At 42.5% G+C, this 21,656-nt stretch carries 17 protein-coding genes and 1 tRNA gene; 2 read left to right on the top strand and 16 right to left on the bottom strand.

What is annotated here, in order from left to right; all coding sequences use genetic code 11:
- Positions 1 to 188 precede the first annotated feature (188 nt).
- The 13 genes from DXB54_RS08720 to hprK form a co-directional block, all read right to left on the bottom strand.
- Positions 189 to 980, bottom strand: a complete 792-nt coding sequence (locus DXB54_RS08720) for a TrmH family RNA methyltransferase (RefSeq protein ID WP_021938009.1) — start codon at positions 978 to 980, stop codon at positions 189 to 191.
- Positions 981 to 1,173: 193 nt separating this feature from the next.
- Positions 1,174 to 4,770 (bottom strand): DNA polymerase III subunit alpha, encoded by a 3,597-nt coding sequence (locus tag DXB54_RS08715; RefSeq protein ID WP_118694930.1) that lies wholly within the window; start codon positions 4,768 to 4,770, stop codon positions 1,174 to 1,176.
- A gap of 153 nt (positions 4,771 to 4,923) precedes the next feature.
- Positions 4,924 to 5,463: a DUF5662 family protein gene (locus DXB54_RS08710; protein WP_021938011.1), complete on the bottom strand. Its 540-nt coding sequence runs from the start codon at positions 5,461 to 5,463 to the stop codon at positions 4,924 to 4,926.
- Positions 5,464 to 5,533: 70 nt separating this feature from the next.
- Positions 5,534 to 5,606, bottom strand: a tRNA-Thr gene (locus DXB54_RS08705).
- Between the two features lie 6 nt (positions 5,607 to 5,612).
- Positions 5,613 to 6,893, bottom strand: a complete 1,281-nt coding sequence (locus tag DXB54_RS08700; protein ID WP_021938012.1) for a DUF4143 domain-containing protein — start codon at positions 6,891 to 6,893, stop codon at positions 5,613 to 5,615.
- Between the two features lie 122 nt (positions 6,894 to 7,015).
- Entirely contained in the window at positions 7,016 to 7,501 is a 486-nt protein-coding gene (locus DXB54_RS08695) for a hypothetical protein (protein WP_021938013.1), read from the bottom strand.
- A gap of 216 nt (positions 7,502 to 7,717) precedes the next feature.
- Positions 7,718 to 10,435 carry a tetratricopeptide repeat protein gene (locus DXB54_RS08690; RefSeq protein ID WP_021938014.1) on the bottom strand — a complete coding sequence of 906 codons (2,718 nt, stop codon included), beginning with the start codon at positions 10,433 to 10,435 and terminating at the stop codon, positions 7,718 to 7,720.
- 95 nt (positions 10,436 to 10,530) lie between these two features.
- Positions 10,531 to 10,788, bottom strand: coding sequence for an HPr family phosphocarrier protein (locus tag DXB54_RS08685; protein ID WP_021938015.1), 258 nt, complete (start codon positions 10,786 to 10,788; stop codon positions 10,531 to 10,533).
- A 17-nt stretch (positions 10,789 to 10,805) separates the two neighbouring features.
- Positions 10,806 to 11,771, bottom strand: coding sequence for a DNA-binding protein WhiA (whiA, locus tag DXB54_RS08680; protein WP_021938016.1), 966 nt, complete (start codon positions 11,769 to 11,771; stop codon positions 10,806 to 10,808).
- Between the two features lie 21 nt (positions 11,772 to 11,792).
- Entirely contained in the window at positions 11,793 to 12,671 is an 879-nt protein-coding gene (gene rapZ / locus DXB54_RS08675) for an RNase adapter RapZ (RefSeq protein WP_021938017.1), read from the bottom strand.
- A gap of 1 nt (position 12,672) precedes the next feature.
- On the bottom strand, positions 12,673 to 13,581 hold the full coding sequence (gene murB / locus DXB54_RS08670) for a UDP-N-acetylmuramate dehydrogenase (protein WP_118694929.1): 909 nt from the start codon (positions 13,579 to 13,581) through the stop codon (positions 12,673 to 12,675).
- Positions 13,582 to 13,785: 204 nt separating this feature from the next.
- The gene (locus DXB54_RS08665; RefSeq protein ID WP_021938019.1) at positions 13,786 to 14,727 is read right to left on the bottom strand and encodes an ROK family glucokinase; all 942 of its coding nucleotides are present in this window, start codon (positions 14,725 to 14,727) and stop codon (positions 13,786 to 13,788) included.
- 6 nt (positions 14,728 to 14,733) lie between these two features.
- Positions 14,734 to 15,681 (bottom strand): HPr(Ser) kinase/phosphatase, encoded by a 948-nt coding sequence (hprK, locus tag DXB54_RS08660; RefSeq protein WP_021938020.1) that lies wholly within the window; start codon positions 15,679 to 15,681, stop codon positions 14,734 to 14,736.
- Positions 15,682 to 15,996: 315 nt separating this feature from the next.
- Between hprK and uvrC the strand changes: the two genes are divergently transcribed.
- Both uvrC and yfbR read left to right on the top strand, forming a co-directional pair.
- On the top strand, positions 15,997 to 17,880 hold the full coding sequence (gene uvrC / locus DXB54_RS08655; RefSeq protein WP_118694928.1) for an excinuclease ABC subunit UvrC: 1,884 nt from the start codon (positions 15,997 to 15,999) through the stop codon (positions 17,878 to 17,880).
- A gap of 92 nt (positions 17,881 to 17,972) precedes the next feature.
- Entirely contained in the window at positions 17,973 to 18,566 is a 594-nt protein-coding gene (gene yfbR / locus DXB54_RS08650; protein WP_021938022.1) for a 5'-deoxynucleotidase, read from the top strand.
- A 65-nt stretch (positions 18,567 to 18,631) separates the two neighbouring features.
- Here the strand turns inward: yfbR and DXB54_RS08645 are convergent, their stop codons facing one another.
- The 3 genes from DXB54_RS08645 to ftsH form a co-directional block, all read right to left on the bottom strand.
- Complete coding sequence (locus tag DXB54_RS08645) at positions 18,632 to 19,189, bottom strand: zeta toxin family protein (protein ID WP_021938023.1); 558 nt, start codon at positions 19,187 to 19,189, stop codon at positions 18,632 to 18,634.
- Positions 19,179 to 19,409, bottom strand: coding sequence for a hypothetical protein (locus tag DXB54_RS08640; protein ID WP_021938024.1), 231 nt, complete (start codon positions 19,407 to 19,409; stop codon positions 19,179 to 19,181). The genes DXB54_RS08645 and DXB54_RS08640 overlap by 11 nt, the downstream gene beginning before the upstream one ends.
- Before the next feature lie 148 nt (positions 19,410 to 19,557).
- Positions 19,558 to 21,381: an ATP-dependent zinc metalloprotease FtsH gene (gene ftsH, locus DXB54_RS08635; RefSeq protein WP_118695018.1), complete on the bottom strand. Its 1,824-nt coding sequence runs from the start codon at positions 21,379 to 21,381 to the stop codon at positions 19,558 to 19,560.
- Positions 21,382 to 21,656 lie beyond the last annotated feature (275 nt).

Genomic DNA, 21,656 nt, shown 5'->3' with positions numbered 1-21,656 from the left:
GTATTTCCTTATGTATTTTGTTTACCTTAAAGAATATTCTCCGGGAAAAAGATTTATGCTGCCTTAAACAATCTAGTTTTGCCGAATGTTCCAAATACTTATCGACCTGTATCTACAGCCTTTTCCAAGACTATTTTATTATATACGAAGTATTTTTTCGACTCCTTATGTCGTCACATCACATTTTTTTATTTCATTCGCTGTCTCATACATTCATAGGATACCAGAGCCGCGGATGTTGCCGCATTTAGGGATTCAACCTTTCCGCACATTGGTATTTTTATGAGCTTATCCGCCTTACTGCTGAGCTCCTTCGACAGCCCATTTCCCTCATTTCCGATAAGAAATGCTGTACCGCCTGTGAAGTCCTCGTCATATATGTTCTGCCCTGCCAGATGGGCACCATATATAACGACCCCCTTCTCCTTAAGAAGCTCTGCCGCCTCAAGAAGATCCACATTATATACAAATGGAAGTCTGAATATGGCTCCCATGGTTGAACGAACCACCTTAGGATTATAGGGATCACAGGAAGCTCCGCCTATTATAAGGCATGTAACTCCTGCCGCCTCCGAGGTACGCATTATGGTACCAAGATTTCCCGGATCCTGTAAGGACTCAACCAAAAGATACATACCTGCTTCACCCTTGTGATCCAGAATGTCTGCAAGCTCATAATGGTAACATTTCACCACCGCCAGAAGCCCCTGGGGAGTCTTTGTCTGGGATATGCTGTGGAATATATTGTCCTTAAGCACATATACAGAAGGCTCGTTACCGGTATATCCCAGCTCTTCCCCATACCTTGCAAATGCACTTTCGGAGAAATACACTGACTCTATCCTTTCAATAGGAAGCTCAGTGAACATCCTTATGCCCTCCACAACAAACACATCCCGCTCTCTACGGTATGCAGAGTCCTTATTCAGCTTATTTATCTCCTTAATATTTTTATTGGAATTTGAACTTATTATCTCCATATGATCAAGCTTTTCCTTTTCCTGTTTGTAACCTTTCAGTCACTGTTAGTCCGCCAATCTCATTAGCGGCTTTTTTATTATCATCAATTTTATTACCGGCTTTTTATTGCCAGCATTTTTCATTACCGGCTTTATTATTACCGGGCATTGCAAAATCCCGTCACACATGTCCGGCACCGCACAGTTATTGTGATTACTTTCTTTTACGCTTAAGCACCTTGTCGCCGCCGTAAGCCCCGGCAAGTTCCTCCATAAGAGTGTCATCAGGATTCACAAGAAATCCTCTGCCCATGTTCTTTATCTGTCTTTCGGCTCGAAGCTGCACCATCACCGGGCACAAGCCCCTGTGGTTCTCAAGTATGGCAGAAAATTTCTCTGCTTCTTTATTGTAATGCTCCATATTCTCAAAGCACACCCAGACTTCCTCATCACTGACTCCCGAAGCTTTATCCTGATAGCCGTAATTATTGTAATTACCATAACCGGTGCCCGCATTTCCATTCATATTCCCCGAACCGGAAGAATAATATCCGGCAGCTTGTCTGAAGGTGTTAAAATGCTTTCCATTTTCCGCTTCATCAAAGCTCATAACCTCTGAGGCAATAAGCTTGCCTCCTTCCTCCGACGCCTGGGCACGCCCCTTTATAAGGACCTTACTGTCTGCAAATAACAGGCTGCGGCACTTATCATAATCTCTTGGGAATACCACAACCTCGACTGTGCCCACCATATCCTCCAGAGTCACAAATGCCATGTTCTGCCCGTTCTTGGTGACCTTAGTGGATACTGTGGTTATTATTCCACCAACCGTGTACATTATCTGATCCTTCACCTTAGGGCTTCCGCTCTCCTCGTCTACCTGGAAATCAGTAGTCAGGGCATTGGTATATCTGTCAAGCATATCAGTATATTGGAGCAATGGATGCCCCGATACATACACTCCAAGAACATTCTTTTCCAGAGACAGCTTCTCCTGCTGGTCGTACTCCGGCACATCCGGATACTTCACGGCAGTCATTTCCTGGAATTCCTCTCCGAATATATCTGCAAATGAAAACTGTCCTGCCATGGAATTCTTCTTCTCCCTTGCCACCTCATCTGCAATAACAGGATATGCCAGCATAAGCTGCTTCCTGTAGAGTCCGAAGCTGTCAAAGGCACCACCGAGTATAAGAGCTTCCACAGTCTTCTTATTTGTATCCTTAGAAGACATCCTCATAAGGAAATCCTTGAAATCCTTAAAAGGACCATTTTCATCTCTTTCCCTTACCACACGGTCTATCACGGCAGTTCCCACACTCTTAAGTCCGGAAAGACCAAAGCGTATGGCATTGCCTGAAACCGAGAAACCGCTGACGCCTTCATTGATATCCGGCGGCAGTATCTCTATACCCATTTGACGGCAATGGGCAATATACATAGCAACCTTTGAACTGTTATCCTTAACTGACGACATAAGGGCAGCCATAAAGCATGTAGGATAATAGTACTTGAGATATGCAGTCTGGTATGCCACAATGGCATAAACCGCCGCATGGGATTTATTGAAGGCATATTTTGCGAAATCCGTCATATCATCAAATATCTTATTTGCCACATCTTCGGATATACCGTTATTTATACAGCCAGGCACCTTAAGCTCCTCATTTCCGTATACAAAATACTGACGTTCCTTGGCCATTACATCAGCTTTCTTCTTAGACATAGCTCTTCTCACCAGATCGCTTCGTCCAAGGGTATATCCTGCCAGCTTCATGACTATCTGCATAACCTGTTCCTGATATACAATACAACCGTAGGTAGGCTTAAGTATATCCTCGAGAAGAGGTGTATCGTAAGCTATGGTCTCCGGGTGCTCCTTTCCGTTTATATAATTAGGTATAAAATCCATCGGTCCGGGACGATACAGGGATATTCCCGCAATAACATCCTCAAGATTCCTTGGCTTAAGCTCCTTCATGAAGCTCTTCATACCGGCACTTTCAAGCTGGAACACTCCCTCTGTGTGACCTGAGCTTAAAAGCTCGAATATCTTAGGATCATTGTAATCCAGATTATTTATATCTATATCTACGCCATACTGTTCCTTGGCAAATCTTACTGCGTCATGGATAACCGTAAGGGTTCTTAAGCCTAAGAAGTCCATCTTAAGAAGTCCCAGACGCTCAATGGTAGTGGCTGTGAACTGTGTAATAACAGAATCATCACCGCCCTTGGCAAGAGGAACATACTCATCTATGGAATCCCTGCCGATAACAACGCCGGCTGCATGCATACCCGTATTTCTCGGAAGTCCCTCAAGCTTAAGTGCCATATCTATAAGGTGCTTGACCTCAGGTTTCTGTTCATACATATCCTTAAGATCCTTGCTTACTGAAAGAGCCTTGGTGATGGTCATATTAAGCTCCATTGGTACCGACTTGGCAACTGCGTCACAGAGAGCATAAGGCAGGTCAAGAACTCTTCCCACATCCCTAATTACATTTCTTGCCGCCATTGTCTGGAAGGTTACGATCTGCACAACCTTTTCCTTACCGTACTTTCTTACAACGTAATCTATTACCTCCTGACGTCTCTCGTAGCAGAAATCCACGTCTATATCGGGCATGGATACTCTCTCAGGGTTAAGAAATCTCTCAAAGAGAAGATTATATTTTATTGGATCAAGGCTGGTTATATGAAGGCAATAGGAAACTATACTTCCTGCTGCAGAGCCTCGTCCCGGTCCTACAGGAATGTCATTATCCCTGGCATATTTTATGAAATCGTGGACTATAAGGAAGTAATCCACATATCCCATGTTCTTTATGGTATTAAGCTCATACTCCAGTCTGTCGGTGATCTCCTTTGTCGGAACCGGATATCTCTCCTTAAGTCCCTCCATACACAGCTTTGTGAGATACTCATAGGCAGTAAGTCCGTCCGGAACCTTAAACTCAGGAACCTTCTGCTCGCCAAACACTATCTCAACATTACATCTCTCGGCTATCTTATGGGTGTTCTCCAGAGCCTCCCCGGCATATGGGAACAAACTGTACATTTCCTCCTTTGATTTAAGATAGTACTGACCGCCATCATATTTCATCCTGTCCGTATCCGAAACTTTTTTATTTGTCTGAATACACAGGAGGATATCATGGGCGTCTGCATCCTCCGCATATATGTAATGAGAGTCGTTGGTTACTACCATAGGTATTCCAAGCTCCTTTGACAGTCTCATAACCCCTGCATTCACAGTTGCCTGGTCCGGAATACCATGATCCTGCATTTCAAGGAAATAATTATTCTCCCCAAATATATCCAGATGTCTTAAGGCAGCTTCCTTTGCCCCCGCATAATTACCCTTTCTCAGATTAACTGCCACCTCACCGGCAAGACATGCGGACAGCGCGATAATGCCCTCATGGAATTCCTTAAGAACCTCCATATCCACTCGGGGCTTGTAATAAAAGCCCTCGGTAAATCCTCTTGACACTATCTTGGACAAGTTTTTATATCCTGTATTATTCTCTGCCAGAAGCACCAGATGATAATATCTGTCTTCTCCCTTATTCACCTCTCTGTCAAATCTGGATCCGGGGCTTACATAGACCTCACATCCGATTATGGGCTTTATGCCGACAGCTCTGGCAGCCTCATAGAAATCAATTACGCCATACATGACACCATGGTCTGTTATGGCAAGGGAGTCATATCCAAGTTCTGCCGCTCTGGCAACCAGTTCCTTTATCTTGGCTGAGCCATCTAACAAACTATATTCAGTATGCACATGCAGATGAGTAAATTCCATATATTCCTCCCATTTATCTTAAAATCATTTCCAAACCGGACCGGCACTCCGATCAGGTCTTATATTAATATCATTTCTGTTGTATTATTATCATTTCTCGGTGTATTAATATCATTTCTCGGTGTATTAATATCATTTCTCAGTGTATTAATATTATTTCTTGTTGTGAAGGATATTCTTTCTGATATACATGAAAGTTTCATCCTCTCCCTTTTCCTTAAGCATTAGAAGAAGGCTGTACAACAATTCCGCACTTTCCGGGTGCAGCAGAGTCTTTGATCTCCCCTTCTCAAAATATTCAAGAGGCATCGCGTCCGTATAATTATCTTTATTATAATTTCTTGAAGCAGCTATCCTGTCACAGAACATCTCCACAACATATTTAACCGGCATCCTGCAGCCTACCAGTCCCTCTGACCTGTTGGAACTGTAATCTATCCAGTATTCAAGATGGTGTTTATTCCTTCCCTTGTGGTGAAGCCATGCGCCGGAGTAACCCTTGTCCTCACGTTCTGCGTCATTAGGGCTTCTTGTTCCCTGATAATACTTCGCCCCCACAGAAAACTCGGTATAAGAGTACTTAGACAGGTCATGTAGTAAACCCTGCTTATAAAGCCCCACCTTAAAGCAATACTTCATCACCATTCTTTTATGATTATTTATTGTCTTCAAATGCTTATACCATTTTGTCATATCATGCACTTCCTTTTCCATTATATGAAAAAGCCCCAAAGTCTGTATCCACACCTTGGGGGTTATAACCAGCCGAAAAAGGGACTCGAACCCTCGACCCACGCATTACGAATGCGTTGCTCTACCAACTGAGCTATTTCGGCAATATATCAGAAATTCCAGATTCCATATAATGGGATATTCAACAATCCCTTCTTAACATACATGTCATCAGTGGAAATTCTAACCGACGTATTATTATTATATCTTCCTGTAAACACCTTTACACTCTGTGCCTTTGAATGGGGAGCAGTCTGCACATCAACAGGTATAACCTCTCCTTCTCCCTCATAAACAAAATCAACTTTGGCAGTTGCGGATGATATCCAGAAATATAAAGTACCTATCTTCTTATTTGCCTTTAATTCCGAGTATGCATACTGCTCGGCAATAACGCCTCCCATAGTATCATACACATTATTCAAATCAACATCCGTACATTTTATTTCAGACATGATCCTCAAGAGCCCATGATCCAGATGGTACAATTCAAAAGACTTTTCGTCCACCTGGTTTTCAAGAGGAAGCACACCTTCCTTAATTCTGTACACTCTGTTAACAACACCGGCCTTAACAAGAAACTCCACAGAATCCTCATACTCTCTCGCTCTTGCCTTAGGATCCACATAACCATACATAAACTTCTTGTTATCCTTGGTGAGCTGTTTAGGAATACTCTTCCACACAGCCACTACCTTACGGAGACTTCTCCTGGGTGCTGTGTCCACAATATATTCATTGATTCTGTCCAGCAGCTTAATTAATGCAGCATCAGCGTCAATAAAGCTTTCATTCTTGTAATATGCACTGACCACCTCCGGCATTCCACCTGTAAGGAAGAATGTCTCAAGCATTGTCTTGACACTTTCTCTGACCTCATCAGACAGGGCATCCATCATCTGATTTTCAATATACTTACACAATTTCCTACCCTTGCCGGCCTTAAGAAACTCCTCGAAGGTCATAGGTGTCATTTCAAACACATCAAGTATATCCTTGCACTGATCTTCGATATCCAGCTTCCCGCCTGCAGTTGCAATAATAAGCACACGGCAGTCCTTTCTGCTTCCTGCATACATCGCAAGATTTTTTATGGATAGTGTATTTAACTGGGCATTATCAAATATAAGTAGCTTGCCCTCAAAATCATACTTATCTACAGTTGTAACTAATTTTGCATGAACCTTATCCGGTTTTCTTTCCTTCGATATATACTCAAGAAGATCAGGATACTCTGCCAGATCTATCACAATATACTCATCAAAAAAACCTGTGGCAAAATCTAAAGCTGCCCATGTTTTACCTACAGCCTTACCACCTTTTATTAATGCCGCCTTTTGCTCTTCTCTTTCATACCAGCCGGCCAAATCATTAATAATGTTCCTAAACATTTCCTATCACCTCTTGCAACGACACTTTTCGCAAACCATACTGTCTCTTTACCAGTAACAATTTCACGTCAAAGACTATAATAGGATAACACTTTTTTGCAATTTAGTAAATATAAATTTGCTTAATCGTACTGGAATCTGTCGTAAAAATAATCCTTATAGCAATCATCTTCAACATTAATGAACTTAATTGCTATTCCGTATACAAACTCCTTATAACACTTCCAGTCATCATTCTTCCCTGTAATATTGATGTCATGAACATCTGAAAAAATATATTCTCCCTCTTTATTTCTGACAACAGTCTTTATATGATATACATCCGGATTCTTAGTCTTATCTGCCGTGATCCCTATAACACCATAGCTTACGGCAGCTGACTCTTTTCTTACTGTTATTGTAGGCTCTATCTCTCTGAATATGCAATCATCTATCATGTCTTCTATAAAAAATCTGCGATTCTCATAAAGATACTTTCTCATGGCAATCACAGCTATATCATTTTGCGACCGAAAAGTCTTCCTCGCAAGCTTCTCTACATCATTCGCCAATCTTACATCCATTCTTACCGGTCTGACTTTTACTTCTTTTTTTGCGGTTATTGCCATTTCACATTACCCCTTTTTCTTTCTTATTATTTCTGATAATTCTTCTGCTATAACATGTATGACATGTTCCTCAACCATTATATAAAATACCGACGTCCATTTGAAATTGTCTGCAGCAAGGGCTGCTACAATGTAATGCCACCTTCATTGACATTACATGTAAGAAAATCCCGGAGTATTCCTCCGGGATTTATGTAAATCCACAGCCAGATATTACTACTGCTTTCCGATTGAAAGGTATCCACTCTCGTTTGTCTTTAACAGGAACGCAAGACCGATATTCTTCTTGCTGTCACCTGTAGCTCTGTATATCTCACCAGTCTCCACAAGAGTCTTAGCCATATTTATAAGTACATCCTTGAACTGCATCATTTCTCTTCTGTCTCTTGAACTCAGCTTGAATATATACTGGTTCTTCGAGCTTATAAGAAGTATGCTGTAAGAATGAACATTCTCTTTGTTTGCGAGTATCGCCGATCCTACCATTCTTGAATTGGCAATGATGATATCTGCATTCTCATCAGGAAGATATTCCGAACATATAAGCTTGTATATCTTAAGGTAATCCTCCTCAGCACTGGCATTGACAGGCATCTCTGCCACGGCAAACTCTACAATTGAATCCGCAAGCTTAATCGTGCCGCCCTCATCGTTTATAGTAGCTGTACACTCCTTAGGAACACAGAGGCGGAAGAATTTATTCTCCACAACCTTTTGTTTCTTGTCAGGTTCTCTGAGAACCAGATCGACATAATTAAGCTCAAGCTTGTTCATAGCCACAATGGCTGTCTCATCTCCGGTCTCCGCAAGGTCAATGAGTGCGTTATACAGTGACCATATCTGAGCTGTAGTTGTAGGAACCAGTTCAATGAGCTTCTCTATGGCAGGTACATATCCCATGCTTGCATTCTCAATATAAAGCTTGATAGCTTCTTCCTTAGGAAGTCCCTTCTCACACTTATATGTGATAACCTTAAACAGATTAACCTTATCCCAGTCATCATAGTTGGCGTTAAATGCCTTTTCAAAGTATTTTATACTCTTTATCTCACCCTTGTAATCATCCTGCTTCTCCTGAAGCTGATAAATCTTACCAAGCTCGTATCCTGCCTGAGCGCTTCCGAGTCCAAGAGCTTCAAGGTATGCCTTCTCAATCTCGTATGGTGTAGCAATATAGAATATCTGTCTCTGCTTCATCATTGCAATCTTGATGGCTGCAGACTCACTGCCTGCCTGTACGGCTCTCTCCCACTTCTCAACGGCTGTCTGAAGATCCTCTCCCTTAAGCTCCTCAAGATCCTTTATGTATCCATCAGCCTCAGACACACCATTAGCCTGTGCTTTCTTGAAATACATAAGTGCCTTGGCACCATCTCTCTTGGTTCTGAGCAAGCCATAGTAGTAGATCCTTCCAAGGTAGAATGCGACTCTCTTGTGTCCAAGACGTTCTGCATTCTCATACCAGTTAAGAGCTTTCATGTAATCCTTAAGCTGCTGGTCATATACCAGTCCAAGAAGAAACGCCAGCTCAGGATCCTTTGTAGCTTCAAAGAGCTGCTTCGCATAGCTGATGGTTTTCTCTATATCTCTGTATGGTGAATCCTCATCATAATACAACTCTATAAGCAGATAACTTGCCTTAATACTTCCGAACTTAAGTGCCTGCTTGGCAGCCTTCATGGCGCCCTCATAGTCTTCCAGATAGTAACAGTATATTGCCTCATTGTAATACTGCATATCCTTTCTGTTGGCACTTTCCTCACTTACAAGAGTCGGATCTATAAATGCAAATGAATTCGCTGTTTCAAATATAATCTCCTCGTACTGCTCAATAATCTCCATTGATGCACATACGAACCTCATACATGCCAGTCGGCGTCCCTGATAAAATGCAAATGAAACAATACCCTTCTCAAGATCCTTATGATAGTATGTAGTGCATATACCATCTGCGTACTCTGTTACATAGGCCTTAAGCTGAAGTTCTTCATCAAATGCATCATTACAATATCTCAGGTAATTCTCAAGGGTCTTCTTTGAATCCTTTGGTATACTGTCATAATAAACATATATAGCGAAATCCTTATATGTAAGACTAGGTGCGTAATATTCCTCTCCCGTAGACTCGTTAATTGTCTTTACCCAGTCCTTAGGAAGCTTATGTATATACCCCTCAACCTGATTATGAACATATGTATACTGGTACTGGAGTCTCGAGGCCTCGATAACTTTATATCTAGGCTCTTTTCCCTTTTCCTTTCTTCTGGCGGCTATCTCTGTATAAAGCCTGTCCTTTTCCTCGAATTCGATACTGTCCTCATGGGTGCTGGCATAAAGTACTCTCTCATATGATGCTTTAGCCTTGGCATCACCGGTGTCTGCAAGAAGCTTGTACCAGTGCATAGCCTTCTCCATATCGACAGGGACAACAAAATCACTCTTGTTACCATACTGGTCAACACGATTAAGTCCACTCTCATATATGGCTCCCAGATTCATATATGCAGCCTTGATGCCACACTCTGTAGCTGACATCTCAAAGTACTTTATGGCCTTTGAGAAGTTCTGCACCTCTAAAAGCATCTTGGCCAGCTTATATATGGTATCTCCATCCTTGTTCTGATTAACATATTTCTCTAAGTATTTAGTTGCTTTATTAAGATCAATCTCTGTCTTAGCGTTACGATACTTTCCCTTTTCAAAGAATTCAGCCAGAACCAGAAGTGCATCATTACCATAGCTCCTGTACTGAGGATCCATGATTCCGATATCTGAAACCTGTTCAAGTATTGTAACTGACTCCTCCCCATCTCCATTATCCATAAGGTTCATAGCCTTATTGAACTGAAGCTCCACATTGTTTACAGGCTCTTTCTTTTTTGAAAACTTCGCAACGAAAGATATCTTACTGAATAAGCCACCAAAAAATCCCATATTACATTCCTCCGATGACATTGAATGTCCACTAACGGATTTAATTTTATCACAATAAAATCACTGGTGCAATAAAAAGCGATATATACACAGGATTATTTTTCGTTTTGAATATAGGCAGCAAGCTGTTCACAGGCTTTCTCCTCATCCGGCCCTTCTGCCTGAACAGTAATAGGTTCGCCCTCTGCGAATCCAAGACTCATCATACCCATTATGCTCTTGGCATTTATCTTCTTATTACCGGAAATAAGATGTATCTTGCTGTCGAACTGACTTGCAAGCTGCACCAGTACCGCAACAGGTCTTTCCTCCGAAACTGCTGTCAATGCGATTTCCACTGTTTTTTCAACCATAATAATCCTCCTAAGTTTTACCTGCAGCCACGAAGGTGGTCTGCAATTTCACTGATTTTTCTTAATCTATGATTCACTCCCGACTTTCCTATCGGGGGATTTATCATCTCACCTAGCTCTTTAAGGGATGCATCTCTTGCCTCAAGCCTGGCCTGTGCCAGTTCCACCAGGTTGTCAGGCAGATAGTGTATACCCTTTACTTTTATAATATACTCTATATCCTCGATCTGTCTCACTGCCGCATTTACAGTCTTGTTAAGATTTGCGGCCTCACAGTTCACCTTCCGGTTCACATTATTGGCTATATCCTTAAGGATCCTTATATTCTCCATATCCATAAGAGAAGAATAAGCTCCCATGAGATTAAGCATGTCAACTATCATGGTGCCGTCCTTAATGTAAACCACATGGTATCTCTTTCTGGCAATAACCTTACTGTCTATATCAAAATTATGTATTATACCTGATATAAGCTCTGCCCTCTCCGGGTTATCACATACCACCTCAAAATGATACCCCTTCTCCGGATCACTTATGGATCCGGATGTCATGAAGACTCCCTTTATAAATGCCCGCCTGCAACAGTCCTTCTGTATCACAAGACCGCTTATATGCATTTCCTGGCAATCCATGCCACGGACATTTCCACCGTTGTTTTCTGTTTTTTCTGTTATCTTTAATGTTGTAAGTATCCTCTCAACATCTTCCTGCCTATTAAAGACCATTCTGTACACACGGCTGTCTGCCCCGGCTCTCTTTACCGAGCACTCAGGCACAAGCCCGAACAGCTTCTTTATAAGCTCCGACATGGTATTTGCTATGACACTTCTCTCGGTGGATATCACTATCCTTACCGGCTTCCCGTCTTGGCAGTCCACATGTCCCACCATGCCTATCATCCCTGCCAGTTCTGCGATCCTGCAATGCCTTGCAGCACTTATGTTCCTGGCAAGTTCCTTTTTCACATCAGAAGAAAATGACATATGCTGCTCCTGTATCCATCATTACTGTTGTTTTACTATTGCGTCCTTGGCAATATCCCTATGTACTATCCTTACGGTATACGGGGATTTTGAAAGTCTTGTATACACATTATTTGCAATAGTAACAGACCTGTGCTTTCCTCCTGTACATCCAATGGATATAACCAACTGGTTCTTCCCTTCCTTTATGTAATTAGGAATGAGAAATTGCAGCATGTCGTCAAATTTATCAAGAAAGGTATAAGCTTCATCACAGTTCATTACATACTTCTGGACAGGCTCATCATTTCCCGTGAGAGGTCTCAGTTCAAGATCATAATAAGGATTCGGCAGAAATCTCACATCAAATACAAGATCCGAATCCCTCGGTATTCCATACTTGAATCCAAAGGACATGACCGTGATTATGAAATTACCGTATTCCATATTGCTGACAAATATCTTGTCAAGCTCCTTCTTAAGCTCTCTCACCAAAAGGCTTGAGGTATCTATAATGTAATCTGCCTCTTCCTTTAAGAAACCTATAAGTTCCCTTTCCTTCTTTATACCATCTATTATCCTGCCATCCCTTGTGGAAAGCGGATGGTTTCTTCTGGTCTCCTTATATCTTTTAACAAGTGTAGCATCTGAACATTCAATGAACAATATCTCATAAGGGAAGCCGCATTTCTTAAGATCTGCAAGGCAGGAATTAAGCTGTGACAGTGCGCGTCCGCTTCTTATATCCACACCGATTGCCACATTGTCCACCTGTATCTGTTCGTCATAAGCTATCTCTGCAAATCTCTTTATAAGCTGTATCGGAAGGTTGTCAACGCAGAAATATCCGGCGTCCTCAAGAGTATTAAGGGCAGTACCTTTTCCTGCACCGCTCATACCGGTAACAATAACAAATCTCATACTAGAACTCTCCTAACATCTTAACCTCAGGCTCAAGAGTCACGCCAAACTCCCTCTTTACCTTTTCTACAACATCATCCATAAGGGTTACAACATCCTGTGCCGTAGCCTCTCCTGTATTTATCACAAAGCCGCAGTGCTTCTCTGAAACCTGTGCTCCTCCTACCTTGTATCCCCGAAGACCTGCGTCCATTATAAGCTTGCCTGCAAAATATCCCTCAGGTCTCTTAAAGGTTGATCCGGCAGAAGGATAAGCTAAAGGCTGCTTTTCCCTTCTCTTTGCCAGAAGGCTGTCCATCTCTGCCTGTATATCACTTACATCACCCTTTTTAAGCTCTATGACCGCTCCGGTAACGATAAGTCCCTTCTCCTCAGCCAGGCTGTGTCTGTAGGAAAAATCCATCTCCTCACAGCTAAGCTCCGAAAGCTTTCCTGTCTCATCTATAACACTTACAGATTGTATTATCTGCTTCATCTCACCGCCGTAGGCTCCTGCATTCATGTACACAGCACCCCCGAGGCTTCCCGGTATTCCCGAAGCGAATTCCATTCCCGTAAGTCCATTATTCCTGGCAACCTGTGACACCTTAATTAAGGATGCTCCCGCTTCCGCCGTTATGATATTACCATCAACAGCTATGTTGTTCATCCTGCCCATAATATTGATCACCACACCTCTGTAGCCCTTATCTGCTGCCAGTACATTGCTTCCGTTTCCAAGTATAAAATATGGCATGTCATAGTCTCTGCATATTCTGACCACATCAGCTATGGCTTCTGCTGTTTCAGGGCTTACAAAATAATCAGCCGGTCCGCCGATCTTGAAGGTTGTATGCTCTTTTAATAAAACATTCTGTTTAACATTTTCTGCATGAACTGCTTCTCTTAATGCGTCAATAAATTCTGTCATATATAACTCCAAACCTTCCAACACGAAAAAAGTCTCTGATGTACCATATTTTATTCAGTTTCCACGGGACAAATATATCCCATGCTAACTAAACATTCATATCATACATTAAAGACTTTTTAAATTCAATATGAAAAATCCATATAAATAATGCCGGATTTTCAAATGTCTTGTATATTTTTAGCTAATTTTTCCGAAAAAACACTATTTTGTGATTATGCTGCAGGCTCCACCGTATATTCCGGCGTCATTTCCAAGGGTTGCAAGAGCAAACTGTGTTGTTCTGCATGCATGGAAAGCATACTCAAGGAAATACTTCTTTGTAGTATCAACAAGAATATCTCCTGCTCTTGAAACACCACCACCGATTACGAAGATCTCAGGGTCAACTACGCATGCAATCTGTGCCAGTGCCTTACCGAGGACCTTGCCGTGATTTTCCACAAGAGAAGCTGCCAGCTCGTCGCCGTCCTTTGCAGCGTCAAATATCTCTTTTGCTGAAATATACTGTACTGTACGGAGCTTTGATGGCTTGTCTGTTGTATTAAGAAGGATATTGGCACTTCTTACTATTCCTGTGGCTGATGTGTACTGCTCAAGACAGCCTGTGTTGCCGCAGCCGCACTTTTCTGTCTCGCTGTCATTTACACAGATATGTCCGATCTCACCGCCGGCACCGTTTACACCGGAGATCATCTTTCCGTTGATGATTATTCCTCCGCCTACGCCTGTACCAAGTGTGACCATAACTATGTTTCTGTGGCCTTTTCCACCCCCCTGCCACATCTCGCCGAGGGCTGCCATATTGGCGTCATTTCCGGCCTTAACTACATATCCTGTAAGCTTTGAAAGCTCCTCCTCAACATTGAAGATTCCCCATCCAAGGTTTACACATCTGAGAACTGTTCCGTCTGCTCTTACAGGTCCCGGGACGCCCATTCCTACACCAAGAACATCCTTCTTGTCAATTCCCATCTCAACACGCCTGTCTTCAACGGATTCAGCTATGTCTGAGAGGATGTACTTTCCGCCTTCATCAGTTCTTGTAGGTATCTCCCATTTGTCAAGAAGCTTACCGTCATCTGTGAATATACCGATCTTTACTGTTGTTCCCCCGATATCTACTCCAAATACATACTTTGCCATTTTGAATTAATCCTCCTTCTTTGCATTGCCCTTCATTATGTTCTGGGTAACTCTGTTATAGAGCTCCTGTGCAGCATTGTAACCCATCTTCTTCTGTCTGTGGTTTACGGCTGCCGATTCTACTATGATTGCAATATTTCTACCCGGTCTGATAGGAATATTGTGGCTTACCACTCTGTTTCCAAGGAACTCCGTATACTGATCCTCAAGACCAAGTCTGTCGTATTCCGTATCCTTGCTCCACTCCTCAAGATTGATAACAAGGTCTATACTCTGCTCAAGCTTTACACACTCTACACCAAACAATGACTTTACGTCTATGATACCGATTCCACGAAGCTCAATAAAATGTCTTGTGATATTAGGTGCCGATCCAAGAAGTGTTGCCTCACTGACCTTCTTTATCTCAACAACATCATCCGCCACAAGTCTGTGCCCTCTCTTTATAAGTTCAAGAGCTGCCTCTGACTTACCTATTCCGCTCTCACCCATGATAAGAACACCCTCGCCGTATACATCTACAAGTACGGCATGTACCGATATCCTCGGTGCCAGTTCAACGTGGAGCCATCTGTCAACCTCATGGACAAATGCCGATGTGACAGCGTCTGATGTAAGAACAGGAACCCCATGCTTTCTTCCTGCTTCTATTATAAATTCATAAGGCTCCAGCCCACGGCAGAATATAAGACATGGCGGCTTATATGAGAAGAATTCATTCATGATCTCAATATTCTCTTCCTCTGTATGCATAGCCTTGATATAGGCATGCTCTACGTTACCACAGATCTGTATTCTTCCCGCATCAAAATGCTCAAAGAAACCGCCGAACTGTACCGCCGGTCTGTTCATACCCGGATCCATTATAAGGACCTTGTCGGTATCTATCTCCGGAGTATAATTCTTAAGGTTCATTTTCTCTATAAGCTGGGAAACTGTAACACTGTAATCCATACTAATACTTGTTCCTCCTTATTTTATACGCAAGCGGCACCCAACTACCCATCTTAGGGCTCCCCTGTGCCACATACACGCACTATAGGGACATGATATCATATTTTCGGTTGTACTGCCACTGTTTTTACAGGTTGTTTCTTCAATTTGGCATTTTGTTTTAGGCATTGTTTTTTGTGTTTTGTTTTAAGCATTGTTTTCTGCCGGTTTTTGTATTTTGTTTTAAGTACCTTTTTCCGGAATTCGCTATTTTGTTTTTTCCCGGTTGTGTGTATAATCTATTAAGACCAATTTTTATGAAACGAGATCAGATACATGTTTAGTATAGAAGAAGAATTAAAGAAACTCCCCCATACGCCGGGAGTTTATCTTATGCACGACAAAAACGACCAGATCATCTATGTGGGCAAGGCCATAGACCTGTATAACCGGGTGCACCAGTACTTTCAGGTGGGTTACAAGCGTTCACCTAAGATCGAGAAGATGGTCAGTCATATTGCCTGGTTCGAGTATATAATCTGTGGCTCCGAGATCGAGGCGCTGGTGCTTGAGTGTAATCTCATAAAGGAGCACCACCCCCACTACAACACTATGCTTACAGATGACAAGGGCTATCCTTACATCCAGATAACTGTAAATGAGGATTTCCCAAGGATTCTTTATGCCCATCAGATGAAGCGTGACCACTCCAAGTATTTCGGTCCCTACACCAACAGCCGGGCTGTTAAGGATACTATCGAATTACTGAGGAAAATATATAATATAAGGACCTGCAACAGGAAGCTTCCAAGAGATATAGGTCTGGAGCGTCCATGCCTTTACTATCAGATAAACCAGTGCAAAGCCCCTTGCCAGGGATATATCTCCAAGGAGGCATACGCAGAAAACATCGAGAAAGCCATAGCATTTCTGAACGGACACTACAAGCCTGTCCTGAAGGATCTGAACGATAAAATGATGGAATATGCCGGCGAGATGGAATTTGAGCGGGCTGCGGAAATGCGGGATCTTATAGAAAGCGTGAAGCATATTTCCGAGAAGCAGCGCGTGGATAACAACAGCACTGAGGACAGAGACGTTATCGCCGTCGCCTCAAACAACATGAACGAGGGCGTTATATCCATCTTCTTCATCCGCGGAGGCAAAATGCTTGGCAGGGAACATTTTCACATGAAGGGTGTAATGTCCGAGACCTACGGAGATATCCTGAACGCATTTATCAAGCAGTACTACGCCGCCACTCCGTATCTGCCTAAGGAAATAATCGTTGAGCATGAAATAACGGACTGCGGGCTGGTGGAGGAATACTTAAGCAAGCGTCGTGGCAACCAGGTCAAGATAACCATTCCTGCCAAGGGCGAGAAAATGCAGCTGCTTAAGCTGGCAAGGGACAACGCCCACCTTGTACTTTCCCAGGATACGGAAAAACTAAAGCGTGAGCAAGAACGTACCGTAGGAGCTGCAAAGGAGCTTGCAAACCTGATCGGAGTGCCATCTGCCAGAAGGCTTGAGGCATTTGATATATCCCACATAAGCGGATATCATTCCGTTGCCTCAATGGTGGTGTTCGAGGATGGCAAGGCGAAGCGGAACGACTACAGGAAGTTCAAGCTTAAGACCATTGACGGTCCCGATGATTACGCCAGTATGAGGGAGGTTTTATACAGAAGATTTTCTGACGAGCGTTTTAACATCTACCCGGATATCCTTATGATGGATGGTGGTAAAGGTCAGGTGAACATCGCCCTTGAGGTACTCAATGATCTTCACATAGATATCCCTGTATGTGGCATGGTAAAGGATGACCACCACAGGACCAGAGGTCTTTACTACAACAACGAGGAAATAGAATTCCCTGCGAATACGCAGGCATTTAACATGATCACAAGACTGCAGGACGAAGCCCACAGATTTGCCATTGAGTACCACAGAAGTCTCAGAAGCAGATCCCAGGTTCACTCCATACTTGATGACATACCGGGAATAGGTGACAAGCGCAGAAAGGCACTGCTTGCCTACTTCAAGGACATAGCTGCCATAAAAAACGCCGATGCCACCACCCTGTCCATGGCTCCCGGCATGACAAAGGACGCAGCGAAGAATGTATATGACTTCTTTCATAAGGAAAGTCCAACGTCAGGGAATACAAAACAGAGAAATAATAAACAGGCAGATAATAAACAGACAGATAATAAATAAACAAACAGATAATAAACGTGAAGAGTAAAAATAAGCCATGATCTTTTTATGAGCCTGATCTTTCACGACTAATTACAGAGAAAGGATACTTTATGGAATACAATTTTTTTGCACTTATATCAAGAATGAAATATATAGACAGATGGGCTCTCATGAGAAATTCCCGGGAGGAAAGTCTCTGCGAGCACAGCCTTGAGGTTGCTTTCATCTCCCATGCCCTTGCAACCATTGCAAATGTCCGCTACGGCAAGGACTATGACGCGGAGAAGGCCGCCCTGATCGGCATGTACCATGACGCATCGGAGATAATTACCGGAGACATGCCAACCCCTGTGAAATACTATAATGATGAGCTTACCGACGCCTTTAAATCCGTTGAGAATATTGCCTTAAGAAAGCTTCTGTACAAGCTTCCCGAGGATCTCCGCGGTGCTTACGAGAACGTGCTCATCAAAAGCAATGAGGACGCCGACCTGTGGAAGCTCGTAAAATGTGCCGACAAGCTGTCAGCCCTTATTAAATGTATGGAAGAGACAGGCTCCGGCAACACAGAATTTAAGAGTGCACTGGAGTCTACAACTACCAGGATAAATGAACTGACCGGGAATTTCCCGGAGGTAAAGGATTTCGTTGAAGAATTTCTTCCTGCCTACGGCAAGACCCTTGATGAACTGTTGAAGAAATAAAAAAGAGAGTATCTGTTTTGAGTGGCATATTATTAAACCTCCTCAAAGTGGATACTCTCTTTTTACTAAAATCCCAACAAGCCAAGTATTTGTTCTTCGCTCCATATATCGTTAGGGAAAATTGTTATATCGTCCTTATGCTTTCTGATTATACGAACAGGCTCTACCGAATTATCGTACACATGCAATATATCACACAGTTCCATAAGGGCAGGGATATTCTTTAACGATTTTGTGTATCGGCTAACTATTTTCTCTCTTTCAACATCATGTCCGCCTGACGCCACCCTTGCTTCAACTCTGGCAATATTTATATTAGGATCAACGGTTAATACGAATACTCCCTTTATAAAATATCCTTCCTCTTTTGCTTTATTTAATATCTTCAATTTATATCCAGATGATAAAACTGTTTCAAATGTAAAATCTCTTTTCTCGTCAATGGTTTGATACCTTTTTTCATCTGCCAGAACAGCCGCAACTGCATTACTCATGCCAACAGTTTTTACCATATCGTCTGCATTTGTATATTCTCCCACAATATCAAAATATTGTGTTATAGTACTTTTCCCTGATCCATTAGGTCCCGCAAAAAATAAGACCATGGGCTTCTTAGTCAACATATTTAATCTTCCCATCTGCATACTGAATATATGCTTTCTTTGCTTTCACGTCATACTTTGCAACAGGCTTCTTACACACAACCGCCTTTTCAACGGCTGCTTTCACGGCACAGATTGCTCTTCTGTCCATTTCAGACTCCTGAGAAGAAATCATCTGATCACGACTATCAAAAGAAACCACATTGATATTTTTATCATTAAATGAAATTTTTTCTACCAATATCACTGCCTCCTTTGTAAATTTCAATTAGCATAATGTAATATATTCAAAGTATAACAAAGTATTGATCATTTATCCATATAAAAATAGAGCAACAATCATTACAAAATCAAAGAGCACCCAGAATGGGTGCTCTTTTTTTCTCTATCTACGCCTGTACAGGCTGGGCTTCCTTTGTTTCTTTTGCCCCTTCTATCCTCTCAAATATCTCCATAAATTCCTTTCCTGTAATTGTTTCATGTTCAATAAGGAAAGCCGCAATGGAGTCAAGAGTATCAAGATGCTTTGATAATATGCCCTTCGCCTTAACATATGACGCCTTTATCATGTCTCTTACTTCTTTATCTATCTTGGTAGCTGTTTCATCGGAGCACTGGAGTGCCATGCTTCTATCAAGATACTGACCCTCTACAGCCTCAAGCTGTACCATTCCGAACTTATCAGACATACCGTAGACTGTAACCATGGCTCTTGCCTTTCTGGTTGCCTGCTCAATATCGTTTGAAGCTCCTGTGGTCACAGAGGCGAATTTCAGCTCCTCTGCAGCACGTCCACCGAGGAGTGTAACAATATCAGCCTCCATCTCAGCCTTTGACACCAGATATTTCTCTTCCTCCGGCACCTGCCATACATAGCCGAGGGAACCCATGGTTCTCGGAACTATGGTTATACGCTGGATAGGTTCTGTATGCTTCTGCAGTGCCACAAGCAGCGCATGTCCCACCTCATGGTACGCAACTATACGCTTCTCTTCTCTGCTTAACAGTCTGTCCTTCTTTTCCTTACCTGCAAATACCACCTCCACGGCACCTATAAGATCCTGCTGCGAAACTAAGTCTCTGTTGTTCCTTACAGCAGCAAGAGCTGCCTCATTTATGATATTCGCAAGGTCGGCACCAACTGCTCCCGAGGTTGCCAGTGCCAGCTCATGAAGATCCACAGTCTCATCCATCTTAACATTCTTTGAATGAACCTTAAGGGTATCCTCACGTCCCTTAAGATCAGGCTTCTCCACAATAACTCTTCTGTCAAATCGTCCCGGACGGAGAAGCGCCTTGTCAAGAGTCTCCGGTCTGTTGGTTGCCGCAAGTATAACTATACCCTTAGATGTATCAAAACCATCCATCTCCGCAAGAAGCTGGTTTAAAGTCTGTTCACGCTCGGAGTCACCGCCATGACGGCTGTCCCTGCTCTTACCGATGGCGTCGATCTCATCAATAAATATAATACATGGTGCCATCTGAGCAGCCTGTTTGAACAGATCTCTTACTCTTGAGGCGCCTACGCCTACATACATCTCAACAAAGCTTGAGCCTGACATTGAGAAGAAAGGAACATTAGCCTCACCTGCAACCGCCTTTGCAAGAAGGGTCTTACCTGTTCCCGGAGGTCCCACAAGAAGTGCTCCCTTTGGCAGCTTCGCACCTATGTCAAGATACCTCTTCGGATTATGAAGGAAGTCAACCATCTCTGTGAGGGACTCCTTAGCCTCCTCCTCCCCTGCCACATCTGCAAATGTAACTCCGGTCTTCTTCTCCATATATACCTTGGCGTTGGACTTGCCTACGTTCATTATTCCTCCGCCCTTCTTCATCATGAGATTTAAGAAGAGGAAGAACAGGGCAAATATAGCCACATTTGAAATAATACTGTAGAATATGGCTCCACCGCTTTCGTCAACGCCCTTATATTCTGTTCCGTATTTGTCCGCTGCTGTCTTAAGTCTCAGCGCCAGACTGTCATCAGCGATAGGAACTGTCACATAGGTTGTCTTTGACAGTATTCCTGTTCCCTGCTTAGGCACCCATTTGATCTGTGAGCTGTATACTTCAACCTCACTTATCTCTCCGGCGTCAAGTGCCTGTACAAACTGGCTGTATGGGGCTTCATCTGTACGTCCGTCGGATATACGGTTATACACCTTCCAGAACAAAAGTGTAAGGACAACGGAAATAACAATAAGAACTATCATAGATTTCGGATTTTTCTTATTTTTATTGTTATTGTCATTTCCATTTATGTCGTTATTATTCTGCTTATCGTCCAATAGCTTATCCTTTCTGTATAAGATATTTCAGTCTTAAAAACTGATTTTACCTGTAACATTATATTAGTATTTCCTTTTTCAGGCAATACTATAGGGGAAAATATAAGGGAATGGTTATTGTTTTTTTTGAAAAAATTTATAAAAAAAGACCACCTTTCCTGTATTGGATAGATGGTCTTCTTTATATTACACTTTTTCAA

Source organism: Coprococcus sp. OM04-5BH, assembly GCF_003482105.1.
In the GTDB taxonomy this organism is placed as follows: Bacteria; Bacillota; Clostridia; order Lachnospirales; family Lachnospiraceae; genus Coprococcus.
Note: the sequence above shows the minus strand (reverse complement) of the source record. Positions and strands in the feature narration are given on the sequence as shown.

Coding starts and splice junctions, on each gene's coding strand:
- DXB54_RS08720 (WP_021938009.1), bottom strand. CDS start 980: ATGGAGATAATAAGTTCAAATTCCAATAAAAATATTAAGGAGATAAAT.
- DXB54_RS08715 (WP_118694930.1), bottom strand. CDS start 4,770: ATGGAATTTACTCATCTGCATGTGCATACTGAATATAGTTTGTTAGAT.
- DXB54_RS08710 (WP_021938011.1), bottom strand. CDS start 5,463: ATGACAAAATGGTATAAGCATTTGAAGACAATAAATAATCATAAAAGA.
- DXB54_RS08700 (WP_021938012.1), bottom strand. CDS start 6,893: ATGTTTAGGAACATTATTAATGATTTGGCCGGCTGGTATGAAAGAGAA.
- DXB54_RS08695 (WP_021938013.1), bottom strand. CDS start 7,501: ATGGCAATAACCGCAAAAAAAGAAGTAAAAGTCAGACCGGTAAGAATG.
- DXB54_RS08690 (WP_021938014.1), bottom strand. CDS start 10,435: ATGGGATTTTTTGGTGGCTTATTCAGTAAGATATCTTTCGTTGCGAAG.
- DXB54_RS08685 (WP_021938015.1), bottom strand. CDS start 10,788: ATGGTTGAAAAAACAGTGGAAATCGCATTGACAGCAGTTTCGGAGGAA.
- whiA (WP_021938016.1), bottom strand. CDS start 11,771: ATGTCATTTTCTTCTGATGTGAAAAAGGAACTTGCCAGGAACATAAGT.
- rapZ (WP_021938017.1), bottom strand. CDS start 12,671: ATGAGATTTGTTATTGTTACCGGTATGAGCGGTGCAGGAAAAGGTACT.
- murB (WP_118694929.1), bottom strand. CDS start 13,581: ATGACAGAATTTATTGACGCATTAAGAGAAGCAGTTCATGCAGAAAAT.
- DXB54_RS08665 (WP_021938019.1), bottom strand. CDS start 14,727: ATGGCAAAGTATGTATTTGGAGTAGATATCGGGGGAACAACAGTAAAG.
- hprK (WP_021938020.1), bottom strand. CDS start 15,681: ATGGATTACAGTGTTACAGTTTCCCAGCTTATAGAGAAAATGAACCTT.
- uvrC (WP_118694928.1), top strand. CDS start 15,997: ATGTTTAGTATAGAAGAAGAATTAAAGAAACTCCCCCATACGCCGGGA.
- yfbR (WP_021938022.1), top strand. CDS start 17,973: ATGGAATACAATTTTTTTGCACTTATATCAAGAATGAAATATATAGAC.
- DXB54_RS08645 (WP_021938023.1), bottom strand. CDS start 19,189: ATGTTGACTAAGAAGCCCATGGTCTTATTTTTTGCGGGACCTAATGGA.
- ftsH (WP_118695018.1), bottom strand. CDS start 21,381: ATGATAGTTCTTATTGTTATTTCCGTTGTCCTTACACTTTTGTTCTGG.